Source organism: Alkalibacterium sp. s-m-28, assembly GCF_054658175.1.
In genome coordinates this window covers 1-13,233 of the sequence record NZ_BAAGIQ010000011.1, presented here as the reverse complement: position 1 = coordinate 13,233, position 13,233 = coordinate 1, and the positions used below count along the sequence as shown (strand labels likewise).

Annotated in this window: 12 protein-coding genes; 4 read left to right on the top strand and 8 right to left on the bottom strand. The window is 43.7% G+C overall.

The window, feature by feature from the left end:
* Positions 1 to 41: 41 nt before the first annotated feature.
* Positions 42 to 1,040: a UDP-N-acetylmuramate dehydrogenase gene (murB, locus tag ACYQ4S_RS03050; protein ID WP_459769290.1), complete on the bottom strand. Its 999-nt coding sequence runs from the start codon at positions 1,038 to 1,040 to the stop codon at positions 42 to 44.
* A gap of 272 nt (positions 1,041 to 1,312) precedes the next feature.
* Entirely contained in the window at positions 1,313 to 1,615 is a 303-nt protein-coding gene (locus tag ACYQ4S_RS03045) for a hypothetical protein (RefSeq protein ID WP_346023853.1), read from the bottom strand.
* A 348-nt stretch (positions 1,616 to 1,963) separates the two neighbouring features.
* On the opposite strand from ACYQ4S_RS03045, the gene ACYQ4S_RS03040 reads away from it, so the two are divergent.
* Complete coding sequence (locus ACYQ4S_RS03040; protein WP_346023852.1) at positions 1,964 to 4,594, top strand: calcium-translocating P-type ATPase, PMCA-type; 2,631 nt, start codon at positions 1,964 to 1,966, stop codon at positions 4,592 to 4,594.
* A 60-nt stretch (positions 4,595 to 4,654) separates the two neighbouring features.
* On the opposite strand, the gene ACYQ4S_RS03035 is transcribed toward ACYQ4S_RS03040, so the two are convergent.
* Positions 4,655 to 6,052: a 6-phospho-beta-glucosidase gene (locus ACYQ4S_RS03035; RefSeq protein ID WP_346023851.1), complete on the bottom strand. Its 1,398-nt coding sequence runs from the start codon at positions 6,050 to 6,052 to the stop codon at positions 4,655 to 4,657.
* A gap of 279 nt (positions 6,053 to 6,331) precedes the next feature.
* On the opposite strand from ACYQ4S_RS03035, the gene ACYQ4S_RS03030 reads away from it, so the two are divergent.
* Positions 6,332 to 6,856: a 3'-5' exonuclease gene (locus tag ACYQ4S_RS03030; protein WP_346023850.1), complete on the top strand. Its 525-nt coding sequence runs from the start codon at positions 6,332 to 6,334 to the stop codon at positions 6,854 to 6,856.
* Positions 6,857 to 7,040: 184 nt separating this feature from the next.
* On the opposite strand, the gene ACYQ4S_RS03025 is transcribed toward ACYQ4S_RS03030, so the two are convergent.
* From ACYQ4S_RS03025 to ACYQ4S_RS03005, 5 genes are all read right to left on the bottom strand, one after another.
* Positions 7,041 to 7,568: a GNAT family N-acetyltransferase gene (locus ACYQ4S_RS03025; protein WP_346023849.1), complete on the bottom strand. Its 528-nt coding sequence runs from the start codon at positions 7,566 to 7,568 to the stop codon at positions 7,041 to 7,043.
* Positions 7,569 to 7,575: 7 nt separating this feature from the next.
* Complete coding sequence (gene tsaE / locus ACYQ4S_RS03020; protein ID WP_459769287.1) at positions 7,576 to 8,031, bottom strand: tRNA (adenosine(37)-N6)-threonylcarbamoyltransferase complex ATPase subunit type 1 TsaE; 456 nt, start codon at positions 8,029 to 8,031, stop codon at positions 7,576 to 7,578.
* A 100-nt stretch (positions 8,032 to 8,131) separates the two neighbouring features.
* Entirely contained in the window at positions 8,132 to 8,596 is a 465-nt protein-coding gene (locus ACYQ4S_RS03015) for a Dps family protein (protein WP_091268538.1), read from the bottom strand.
* A 126-nt stretch (positions 8,597 to 8,722) separates the two neighbouring features.
* The gene (locus ACYQ4S_RS03010) at positions 8,723 to 10,015 is read right to left on the bottom strand and encodes a S8 family serine peptidase (RefSeq protein ID WP_459769285.1); all 1,293 of its coding nucleotides are present in this window, start codon (positions 10,013 to 10,015) and stop codon (positions 8,723 to 8,725) included.
* Between the two features lie 105 nt (positions 10,016 to 10,120).
* Positions 10,121 to 11,119 carry a S8 family serine peptidase gene (locus ACYQ4S_RS03005; RefSeq protein WP_459769283.1) on the bottom strand — a complete coding sequence of 333 codons (999 nt, stop codon included), beginning with the start codon at positions 11,117 to 11,119 and terminating at the stop codon, positions 10,121 to 10,123.
* 280 nt (positions 11,120 to 11,399) lie between these two features.
* Between ACYQ4S_RS03005 and ACYQ4S_RS03000 the strand changes: the two genes are divergently transcribed.
* The gene (locus tag ACYQ4S_RS03000) at positions 11,400 to 12,023 is read left to right on the top strand and encodes an MBL fold metallo-hydrolase (protein WP_346023846.1); all 624 of its coding nucleotides are present in this window, start codon (positions 11,400 to 11,402) and stop codon (positions 12,021 to 12,023) included.
* Between the two features lie 17 nt (positions 12,024 to 12,040).
* Positions 12,041 to 13,012: an asparaginase gene (locus tag ACYQ4S_RS02995; RefSeq protein WP_346023845.1), complete on the top strand. Its 972-nt coding sequence runs from the start codon at positions 12,041 to 12,043 to the stop codon at positions 13,010 to 13,012.
* Positions 13,013 to 13,233: the final 221 nt, after the last annotated feature.

The window sequence follows — 13,233 nt, the reverse complement described above, 5'->3', positions numbered from 1 at the left end:
ACGACGTCTCACCGCTTTGTGGTCACCAGCTGCTCTTTCATTTAATTTTCTTCTGTCAAAGGCATGATCGTTTCAAGTTTAGCCTTGAAACTGCTAGTCGCTTTTTTTATCAATGTGTCATTGCTCCCGATAACAGCAGGATGGTCTTCGCCAATTATTTTCACTTCTGTTTCCAGCTGGACGCCATATTTATCCAGAATGACTTCCTTAATGTGTTCGATCAGCTCAATATAATCCGTGGCTGTCGCATTGTCAATATTGACAATAAATCCGGCATGTTTAGTGGATACTTGTGCGCCTCCCCATTTCAGTCCCTGAAGGCCGGCATCCTGAATCAGTTTACCTGTGAAGTAGCCTGTAGGACGCTTGAAGACAGACCCGCAGGATGGGTATTCGAGCGGCTGTTTGGATGTTCTGAGATAGGTCAGCTCATCCATCTTCTCTTTGATCGCTTCAGGATCGCCTTCTGTCAGCTCAAATACGACTTCCAGCGCGATTTCATCTGTCTCCTGAAGCTTGCTGTGACGATAAGAAAATTCCATTTCGTCATTCGTCCGTTCGAAAATTTCGCCGTCACGGGTAAGGACCGTGACTTTACGGATCACTTCTCTCACTTCCCCGCCGTAAGCTCCAGCATTCATGTATACTGCCCCACCAATGCTTCCCGGGATTCCACAGGCGAACTCAAGTCCGGTAAGACTGGACTGATACGCCCGTTTACTGACTTCGATAAGAGGTGCACCCGTTAGTACTCTAATGCTGTTCTCTTTTACTATGATCTGGTTCATGTCCGTCAGAATGATGACAGCCCCACGGATTCCCCCATCTTTCACAATAAGGTTGCTGGCATTCCCAAGAATAGTGACTGGCCAGCTCTGCTCATATAACCATTTAACCAATGCCTGAACTTCTTCTTTCGTTTTCGGAAAGATCAGTGCATCTGCCGGTCCACCTGTTTTAGTATAAGTATATTTAGATAAAGGTTCATTCTCTTTTATTGTTGCGTTTGGAAAATACTTTTTAAGTTTTTTTACATTCATTATAATCGATTGTCCTCTCGTTAACGCCTGGATCCTTTAATGATCTGCCACGGATCCAATTTCATGACTTGATGGCATTCGGATCTTGTTAGCATGCAAATCACACTAATTTTAACACTAATGCGTCTGAATGTGTACAATTACCGGGAATTGTCATCTAATCGTCAAGTCTTAAATCATAGCCTAAAGAGGTTTCTTCTGCAAATCTGTCAAAATAATCCTTTTGGACGATACCTAAGTAGTGCTTGTCCTCCTTAAGCTCGACAGTCGGATCAATCTTCAGGTTCAGCTTCCGGAAGAAAGATCTTACATGCATCCAGATTGTCCTGCTTTTTATCTATCCTTAGAACTTCTGTATAACAATGCGTCAACTCTTCTCCCAATGTATCAAAAGCTGTTGATCGACACAAGTGAAGCAGATGTAAAAAACGATCGAAAACAGACCCTTCTTGTCCAGATTGATGACTTATTGGCAAAGAAAGAAGAACTCCTCCAATCAGGATGATCAAAAGTGCTGCGAGAGTGATTTTTAAACTGTTCGTGCAGTTTCTTATTTTTAAAAGCAACTGGGTCATGTGTTCACCTCGTTTTAATTCGGTTAATCCAGCGTACTAAAATCATCATTAACAGTGGGCTGATAACATCAGGTTTAAAGTGCTCGCATGACTGATAGTCAGACAAATCTCCTCATAAAAGTTTACAGGATATTTAATTGTTGCTATTTTAGTTAAGAGGGATTATAATTATCAGGACAAATGAATACTGTACGGGAGTAACAGGCAGGATATTTTCTGTTGCAGTGCCACCAATCGTAGATGACTCATCTGCTGGTGCTGCATTAAATTGTGAGACGTATACGGAATAGGCCTTCCGTATGCGTCTTTTTTTATCTATTGCTTCCGATTAGTAGAAAGGATAATTAGATGGATTACTATAAACGTAAGAGTGAAGAAGTTCTAACAGAACTGAATGCTTCCCGTGAAGGGCTGACTACAAAGGAGGTAACCAGTCGCCTGGAGCAGTATGGCTTAAACGAAATTGCTCAAAAGGATCGACGCTCGATTCTCTCCCTATTTATCGAATCGTTCAAGGATCCTATGGTCATCGTTCTGCTGATCGTGGCCATCATTCAGGTCCTGATCGGCGAACAGCTCGAACCACTGATCATTTTTACAGTTCTGATACTGAACTCTCTTCTAAGTGTCGTGCAGACAAAAAAAGCGGAAGATTCATTGGAATCTCTTCGTAAGATGGCATCACCCAGCGCCAAAGTACTGAGAGATGGATCGACTCAATCGATCGAAGCTAAAAACATCACAGTGGGTGATATTGTTGTACTGGAAGCGGGAGATAATATTCCTGCCGACGGTCGCCTGGTAGAAGCTGAATCGCTTCAAGTCCAGGAGGGGTCGCTGACTGGGGAATCAGTTTCATCTGAAAAAAGAACAAATGAGCTGGCTGAAGATACGCCTCTTGCCGACCGAATCAATATGGTCTACAGTGGAACGCTGGTCACTTACGGACGAGGGAACTTTGTCGTCACTGCAATCGGAGAGTCCACTGAAATGGGGAAAGTGGCTCAGCTGATTCAAGGCGCTTCTTCCAAACAGACGCCTCTGCAGCGTAAACTGGAACACTTCAGTAAGAAACTGGGCTGGGCTATCCTGCTTCTGTCTATTCTCATATTCGCTATTCAAGCAGGGCGTATCTTCTTAGGTAATGCTGAAGATATTACAGTCCCATTGTTGGATGCATTTATGTTTGCCGTTGCTGTCGCTGTTGCTGCCATTCCTGAAGCTCTGCGGTCGATCGTGACCATCGTTCTCTCAGTGGGTACAAATAAGATGGCTAAACAGCATGCCATCATCAGACAGCTTCCAGCCGTAGAAACGCTCGGATCCACCAGTGTGATTTGTACAGACAAAACAGGTACCTTGACTCAAAATAAAATGACTGTGGTCGATGCCTACATTCCAAATGGTGAATCCAATCTGTTCTCCGGTGATCCTGAAAAATGGACTGAGTCCGAACAGATCCTGATGCAGGTCGCGACCCTGACGAATGACTCCACATTAAGTGAAAACGGAGAATCAAGTGGCGATCCCACTGAAGTTGCACTGATCGCATACAGTAATAAACAAAATCTGCCTTACGACACTGTACGTAAAACCTACCCACGTCTTGCAGAACTGCCGTTTGATTCCAGCCGTAAACGCATGTCTACTGTGCATGAGATTGATGGAGAAAAAAGGCTTCTGGTCAAAGGCGGCCCAGATGTCATCTTCTCTCTCTGTTCAAAAATTAAAATGAACGGGGAAGTCGTCTACTTAACCGAAGAGCTTCAAAAAGAACTGGTGGAGCAGAACGAGTACTTTTCTGATCAGGCTATGCGTGTACTGGCTTTTGCCTATAAGCCAATCGATAAAGAAGACATTGATGTGGAGGACGAAAATGATCTGATTTTTGTTGGACTGCTGGCTATGATCGATCCTCCTCGTCAGGAAGTCTACCACGCAGTAGAAGATGCTACTGCTGCAGGAATCAAGACAATTATGATTACAGGAGACCATAAAACGACTGCACGGGCAATCGCCAGAGATCTGAATATTTCCAGTGAAGGCGACCTGGCACTTACCGGGCAGGAATTGGATGCCTTGTCTGATAATGAACTAATGGAAACCCTGGAAAAAATCACTGTCTACGCTCGAGTCACACCTGAAAACAAAATACGTATTGTAAATGCTTGGCAGGATAAAAACCAGATAACTGCGATGACAGGTGACGGCGTCAATGATGCACCCGCCCTTAAACAGGCCGATATAGGAATAGCCATGGGCAGTGGAACTGATGTCGCTAAAGATGCTTCAGATATGATCCTCACAGACGACAACTTCGTTTCGATCGTCAAGGCAGTAGCTGTTGGTCGAACGATTTACACCAACATTAAGAAAGCTATCGCTTATCTTTTCTCCGGTAACCTTGGAGCTGTTATTGCTATCCTGTTTGCTTTGATTATGAACTGGATCAGTCCATTTACGGCGCTGCAGCTGCTGTTCATCAATCTGGCCAATGATTCACTGCCTGCAATTGCGTTAGGTCTCGAACCTAAAGAACCGAATGTCATGAAAGAAAAACCGAGAGATCCAGATGAAACGATTTTCTCCGGTCAAACACTTCAGACTGTCATATTCAGAGGAAGTCTGATCGGGCTGGCTGTCATTATTTCTCAGTTTATAGGGCTGCTGAACTATACACCTGAAATTAGTGTCGCCATGGCCTTTACTACCCTGATTCTGGCTCGTACCCTGCAAGTCTTTCCTGCTCGATCTATCACTCAGACGAGTGTGGAAGCAGGCTTCTTTAAAAATAAATTTGTCCTGATCGCTTTCGTTGTCTGTTCTGGCTTGTATAGTCTAACACTACTTCCTAGTGTCAGAGGAGTCTTCTCGATTCCTGACTCATTTGGATTTGTGCAGTGGGCTATCGCTGCCGGACTTGCCCTCAGCACGACAGTCATCATGGAGCTGAGAAAGAAAGTTCTGCCATTTAAATAAATTCATGTTATCAAAAAAACAGTGCGTTTCCCTTATTACAGGGAGCCGCACTGTTTTAGTTTAATTACTTTTCATCAGCTCGTCGACATAATTGACTGTATCTGGTTGGTTCTCTTCAATCTCTCTGATTTTATCTGCAAACTGAGGCAGATGATCTTTGTGAGCATAAAGCATCTGATCAAGTATATCTTTTGCAACGACTCCTCCTGGCACTAGCGGGTTGACGATAAATGCACTTAATGCACGATTATAGTCTCCATCGATTGCAGCACGGATGACGGTTTCTTCCATCCCTTTCATACTTTGGATGACGCCTCTCGCTTCAGGAGTGAAGGTTCCCCAGTTATAGGGCTCAAATCCGTGAGACGTGACCACCCCAGATACTTCTACAGCACAGTCATATGGCAGGTCTGTAACTGTTCCATTATTCTCGGTCGAAACGACCATTTCTGTGCGAAGATCGTTTTGAATTGCAGCAATGATTTCACACGCTGCATCACTATAATGTGTGCCTCCACGCTGGGACAGCTCTTCAGGCTTATAATCCAATTCAGGATCCTTGTAAAGCTCGAACAATCTCGCTTCGGTTTTCTTAACAACTTGAGCTCTGGTTTCCCCTTTCTCAAATTCCTCAATCGAGTGCTTCAGCATCTCATCTTCTGCATAATAATATCTATGGTAACCGCATGGAAGCATCTCAAGCGCTATGATCTGTTCGTAATGGAAACTGGCATTGTGAATATTTTTCAGATGGCTTTCCTGATCCTCGTCAGTCGGTTTGTAAATCGCATCGATGACTTCGTGTGTCCGCTCCAGCCCCTGCTTGTCCCAGACACGGTGCCAGTGGAAGTGGTTGATTCCGGCGAACTTGAAGAACAAGTCTTCTTCCGGGATATCCAGTTTTTCGGCAGCCATTTTTCGGTGGCCGATCGGCACATTACACAGACCTACTGTTTTCTTCCATCCACCATGCTTGATTGCCGCTTCTGTTACCATTCCAGCTGGATTTGTGAAGTTAACCAGCCAGGCATCCGGACACTGTGTTTTCATGTCTTCAATGATACCGAGAATAACGGGAATAGTACGGAAAGCTTTAAACATTCCCCCGGCTCCATTTGTCTCCTGCCCCAGTACGCCATGTGACAACGGGATACGCTCATCTTTCACTCGTGCATCCAGAAGTCCAACTCTAAATTGTGTAGTGACAAAGTCAGCATCTTTTAAAGCTGATTTTCTATCTAATGTCAGCGTAACTTTCCAGTCGAGCCCTGCTGCTTTGACCATTCGTCTGGCCATTGCGCCAACAATATCCAGTTTGTGTTTACCGGCTTCGATATCTACAAGTACGATCTCACTGATTGGAAGTAAGTCTTTGCGCTTAATATATCCTTCGATCAGTTCAGGTGTATAACTGGACCCTCCACCGATTGTTACAATTTTCAATCCATCTTTTGCCATGTGTGCTTCCTCCTAATTTTAGTCTGCAAAATTCTTTACAAGCCAAGCTTAATGTATGTAATTGATTACAGACAAGCGCTTTCTTTATTTGTTTTGTTATCAGTCAGATTGATAACTGATAAGCTCTTTAAAACAGACTTTGTGTCAGAGAAGAACACCCCTTCTGTAATAGAATCTACACAATTAATGCAGTCTGTTCGCTTGAAGTATGGGACAGTCATGCTATACTTTGACATACTGAACAATGATTAATATAAACAAAGATAAAGAGGAGCATTTATGAATTTTACTGCAATAGATTTTGAAACAGCCAACCGCCAGACACACAGTGCCTGTTCTGTGGCATTGACGATTGTAAGAGACAGTGAGATTGTCGACGAGTATTATTCACTGATCCAGCCTGAGACTTGGTTTGACCGCATCAACACTCAGATACACGGCATTAGAGAAACGGATGTCCTTGATTCACCTAAGTTTCCTGAAGTATGGAATGAAATGAATCAGTACTTCACTAGAGACCAACTGGTGATTGCTCACAATATGCCATTTGACAAACGCATCCTAACTGGCACATTGTCTTATTACGGCTTACAGATCCCTCAGTTTAAAACCTTATGTACCGTCCGTTCCTCCCGGGCTCTGCTTAAAATTCTGCCGAATCATAAACTGAACACAGTAGCGGCTTATTATGGTATTCCGTTTAATCACCACCATGCTTTGGAAGATGCACGAGCGTGTGCGACAATTCTTCTGAATCAGGAAAAAGAATTTGGACAATCAACGCTGACCCGTTTTATTAAGTAGAATGGATAATAAGCAGGTAACATGACGGCGGGAGCTGGGTGCTATTGTGGCGACTGCTCCCTCAATCTGAGTCCATTTCCATCTGAATTCCGGTGTTACGTAAATATGGAAGGTCATACCAAATGTCATAAAAGCAAAAAATGCTGGACACTCCCCAATCATTTAGGGAATGTCCAGCATTTTTCTATAATACTAACCTGCTCATCTGACAAACATCGAGGTATTCACCAGCGTCCTTGACACCATATTTCATGATTGCTTCAAGATCGAAACCTAAAGACTCATACAGAGCTCGGCCGCGCGTGTTCCTGTGCTGAACCTGCAGCTGAAGACGCTTGATCACTTCGGACTCCTGTGCCCAGTCAATCAGGTCTTCCATCATCAGTCGACCCAGTCCCATACCCCAGTAATCCTTGTCGATCACAATGCCGATGTCTCCAATGTGCCTGATCTTCGGTTTGGAAGAAGCATGGATCGAAGCAATCCCGATGACTTGTCCATCAACAACTGCAAGGAGTATTGTATTGTTATCTGAATGATAAATTTTGTCCAGCTCTTCAGCTTCTTCTTCAACAGTGATACCCAGTCCTTCTTCCCCCTGGGTCATAAACCCTGTCTGAGTGGCTGTCCGATTCAGCAGATCGATGACTGCTTCGGCATCGTCCGGTATCGCTTCTCTGATAGTACAGTCCAGTGTCTGCTCTTTTACCATATCAAACTCACTCCAATCGTTCTAATACTTCTCTGTACTGGTCACCTTGGGCCGAGAATTTGATTTCACGGTCATTCAGATTGTCTGACGTATTGATTGACACTGCTATAAATTCTTCAGGAAGATCTTCTTTCATAAATGATCCCCATTCGACGACCGTGATTCCTTCGCCATAAAAATAATCATCCAGACCCAGGTCCTCATCTTCTGAATCTTCCAGTCGATAAAGATCCATGTGGTATAATGGGAGTTTTCCATCTGTGTATTCCTTTATCAATGTGTAGGTCGGACTTTTTACTGCCCTGCTTATACCTAGTGCCTCGGCTATACCTTTTGTAAAAGTTGTTTTCCCTGCTCCAAGCTGTCCTTCGAGAAGGAGCGTCATTCCGGGTTTCAGCTGATCAGCCAGTCGCTTGGCCAGTGCTTTTGTTTCTTCTTCACTGTGTGTGATCACTTTCATCATAATCCCTCATCATAAAAAATATACTTTATAGTACCATACCTGAACGTGTTTGTGCACATCAAAAAAGAGCCAGCGGATGCTGACTCTTCTTGCTATCCCGTTATTCGCCTAGTGCATTTTTTCCTAGAAACGCCCACAGCATCCAGATCGTCTGGTCGACATAGGTTTTCTGTTCAGTCAGAATATCTACGGTTACATCATCGTTCGCTTCATCAAACATGTCGATTCCTTTAGATAATTCATCTCTCAATGTTTCAAAATCATGAACGACTGATTCGATCATGTCTTCTTCACCTAAATGCTTCTCACCTGGTGCTTCTTTAATCGTTGAGTGATCGATAAATTCTTTCAAAGTAGAATACGGTTCGCCGCCCAGCTGCAGCAGTCTTTCTGCAGTTGCGTCAAAATGTTCTGTCAGTTCGTCATAGTACTCTTCGAGCTTTACATGCAGTTCGAAAAATGCCGGTCCTTTTATATACCAGTGTGCCTGGTGCAGTTTAATATAGAAAAGGCCCTGAGTTGCTACCAGATTGTTCAGATAACTTGTTACTGATTCTGTTGCCATTGATCAAACGCCTCCTAAAATATTTGTTCTTTCTATAGTTTATGATACATCCCTCACAATATCAATTGAAATGCTCAAAAAAAACAGAAGAAGTAAGGACTTCTTCTGGTTCATTTATCATGTTCCCTAAGGTCCAACTGTCAGGACAGCGCCGTCCAGTTCAGTTTCTCTTCCACCTAATACTGCAGTAGGATTCAACGCATAATTTCCTGGTCCAAGTGGCTGACCATCGATCAGCATATCCCAGACGAAGAAATGTTCACCTCTTGGTACGTTCTGACTAACAGCCGTTTCCGTCAGCAGTTCGCCTGTATCAGCATTTCGGACACGCAATGAGAACTGATCGACATCTGTCGTCAGATTGGCTAACCCGACCAGCAGGCCGTCCATCAGACCGAATTGTACGTCATTCAGAAGCGGGAAATCCGGTTCCTGAATAAACAGGATAGTCGGTACATCATATGACTTGACTCCATCACTAATTGTAAAGGTGCCCTCGACATAACCCGGTTCCAGATTAGAGGCAGCCACCTGTACATTGAAGTTGAATGAATTTGATCTGCCGGCCTGAATATTCAGATTGTTGCTGTTGCTGACTTTGATCCCGTTGTTTCCGGAAAAACTGACAGTATGACGTTTTCTGCTGTCTGACAGATTATGAATCTCAAAGCTCTGTCTTCGTACCTCTCGTCCTTTCTGCTTCTCGAAAACACCGAAAGAATGACTGCCAGGAATGATAAGAGTTTCAGCCTCGATCGCCTGAAGCACACGAACACTTCCTGCTCCTTGTGTATTATGCGGATACACTTGACCCTCTCTGTCAGTAAGCTGTTCAGCTGTGTTCATTAAAGCAGCCTTAACAAAATCGACGCTCCAGTCCGGGTGAGCTTCAAGGATAAGAGCTGCTGCCCCAGCTACATGAGGAGCGGCCATACTTGTTCCCTGTAGAGATGCATACGCTGGACCAGGTACTGTACTGATAATGCTGACACCAGGTGCGACCACATCGGGTTTTATCATCCAGTTCGTCATAACAGGTCCTCTGGAAGAGAAGTCTGCCACTGTTTCGCCAACAATATGACTAAATGAAGCTTCAATTGTCACTGTATTAAAGCCATTCTCCAGATCCTGCAGCAGTTTTTGTCCATCTTCAAGAGAAGCCATCAACGTCGGAACTGCCATGCCAGGTATTTCAGGCTGAGTACCTGCTACATTATTGAAAAGGATCGCACCAACAGCTCCAGCCTCAGCTGCATTCTGAGCTTTTTCGACAAATGGATATTCTCCTCTTTGAATCAAGGCAATCTTACCTTCGACATCGAGAGAAGCAAATTCCTCAGGACTGCCCAGTCCGGCATAAACATATTCTAAGGTCTGACCGTTTAGTGCAAGTAGAGCATCTTCACCAGGATATCCCATCACTTCAATTGAAGGGAAGACTTGAGCTGATTCTGTGTTGACTGAAGCTTCGAATACATTGTAAGGAAGTTGTGTAGCACCGACTGAAATGGCATCTCTTGATGTTCAAGGAGACCCTGCTGTCCAGTTCTGAGGACCAGCATTTCCGTTAGCAGTGACAGCTACTACACCTTCGCCCATAGCGGTGTCCAGAGCGATAGAAGTAGGGAAGTCAGGATTATTGACCGTCGCACCTAATGACAGGTTCATTATATCTGCCCCATCTTCGACTGCCCGTTCGATCGCAGCGACGACATCACTCGTTGTTCCGCTTCCTCCCGGACCAAGTACTCGGTAGGCAAGCAGGTTCGCATCAGGTGCTACCCCTTTGATCTGTCCGTTTCCAGCTATGGTACCCGCCACATGCGTCCCGTGATTCGTTGCCAGAGCCGGATTCAGAACATCTTCAATCAAGGTCTCCTGAGGATCATCGTCATTATCTACAAAATCCCATCCTTTATAGTCACCGAAAGCATGAACCAGAGCCGGATGTGTATAATCCACTCCAGTATCAATCACAGCTACAGTTACTCCTTTTCCAGTGTACCCGGTATCCCAGGCTTCAAAAGCCTCTATGTAAGGTGCGCTGTCCAGCATTTCTGGAGTGACTTCGTTGACATCGAACTGCTGTGTATCAGTCACTTCATACTCCTGATCAGGATAGACTGATTTGACACCCTCGATCATCAGAAGCTTACCGATATCACTTTCAGACAGGTCGACAGAAAAGCCTGAGAAAAGCTGATCGTATTCCTGATTGACTTCGGCCTGTCCACCGGCTGCTGCTAATTCATTTAGAATGCGTTCCCGTTCTACAGATAATCTGAACTCAGACTGAGTACGTCCCTGCTGTTTTGCCTGAAGGACCGCTTCTTCTTCAAGTTCAACAATGACTGTTAAAATGTCATCCGACAGCAGATCTGAATCCAGATGAAGTTTTGGACTAGATCCTTCTGAATTCCCACCGTTTCCTTCTGCACTGACTTGGCTGATTGACGATACGGAAGATATCCCTAATAGTAGAGACATCGATCCTGCTAAAATTGAAGTGAACTTATTTTTCATTTGACTACTCCTTTTCTCCTTAATCGAATCATTAACATTTTATAATAAATATCCATTATTTTTAATAAGATATTAATAAAGAGACTAGCATACCTTATTATGAACTGCAACATTTTTTATAACATAAACAAATTATTACTATTTATATTCAAGTTGTTCTATTCAGCACACTTCCTCCTGCCAAAAAACACTTATTCTTTTTTACTCAGTGATTGTATCTTTTTCGACAGGTTTACCTTAATCAGTTATACTTATACATGAATGACGAGGAGGAAATTCTATGACTCAAGTAAGAAAAATCATCACTGGAGTGATCCAGGAAAACTGTTATTTAATCTATTCAGGATCAGATGCACTTATTGTCGATCCTGGGGATGAAACAAGTAAAATCAAGGATGAACTGGAAGAGCTGGGTGCGCGGCCTTTAGCAATCTTGTTGACACACACGCATTATGATCACATTGGCGCACTAGAAGACCTTAGAGTCGATTATGATATCCCAGTTTATGTCAGCCCGGAAGAAGTGGACTGGCTCGGGGATCCCTCTAAAAACCTTTCTGTTTACGGTTCAAATGAAATAACAGCAAGAGAGGCAGAATTTACTTTCAATCCTGCAGAAACCGTATCGATCGGTCCATTTACATTTGAAGTCGTCTCAACTCCAGGACATTCTCCTGGCGGCGTAAGTTTCATTTTTGTAAAAGATGGCTTCGTTCTTTCAGGCGATGCCTTATTCAAAGGCAGTATCGGCAGAACCGACCTGCCCGGAAGCGAACCGGAAAAATTGATTCCCTCAATAAAAAAAGAACTCTTCAAACTTTCCGATGATACCATTGTCTACTCAGGACATGGCATGCAGACGACGATCGGTAACGAAAAACAGACAAATCCATATTTCAATTAGAAAAGAGGTCTAGGCGATTGAAACGAATTTTATTACTTCACACTGGCGGAACCATTTCGATGAGTACAGACCAGCGTACAGGAGCGGTAAAGCCAAGCGACGAGCATCCGCTACACCAGTACAGTCACTTGTTTGAAGAAAATCTGGAAATTATTGAAGAGGATATCTTTCAGCTTCCTTCTCCTCATGTGACACCGCATGATATGCTTAGCCTTCAGAAAAGACTGATTCAAGCCGCTGAAGAAAACATTTATGATGGAGCAGTCATTACTCATGGCACAGATACACTTGAAGAAACAGCCTATTTTCTAGACCTTACTCTAGATATTCCTTTTCCTGTAGTTCTCACAGGAGCTATGCGCCCTATTGATGAACTTGGTTCAGACGGCGTACGTAACTTGCAGAATGCTATATGGACCTCTCTTTCTCTTGATGCGAGAGATAAAGGGGTACTGGTTGTTCTAAACGAAGAGATTCATACAGCGCGGTATGTTACAAAAACACATACAACAAATGTTGCTACTTTCAGAACCCCCACTTTCGGACCGATCGGTATCGTTTCAAAGCATGAAGTTCGGTTCTTTCAGAAACTGATTTTCAACGAAACGTATCCAATCGAAAAAGCTGATAAGAACGTCTGTATGCTTAAGTCTTATGCGGGTATGGACAGTACGCTGTTTGATGCCCTGCTCAGTACTGATCTGGACGGCTTGGTCATAGAGGCACTCGGTGCTGGTAATTTGCCCCCTGCTGCTTTACCGGGACTAAAGAAAATTCTTGAAAAAAATATTCCTGTCGTTATTACTTCCAGAGCATTTAATGGAATAGCTCAGGATATCTATGCTTATACAGGCGGAGGTAAACACTTGAAAGAGCTTGGAGTGATATTTGCCCCAGGACTTTCAGGTCCGAAAGCACGAATTAAACTGCTGATTCTTTTGGAACAGGCTTTTGATAATAAACAGATCGACTTGATCTTTAAAAAATAAAGCACACACCTTAATTCAAAAAAAATAAGCCCGAGGCAAGCGATATATGTCGCTTGCCTCAGGCTTATTTGTCGAATTTAAATGATCTGAATGCTTTATCTAAAATAGCCGAGAAGACCCCCACTTCTTACGAAGTGTAAAGTGGGGGATGAATCGGCTTCGGACACGGGGTGGCTTTAGCCGTCCCGATTGTCCGATTGTTCGAGTGCTGTTTGAATCAA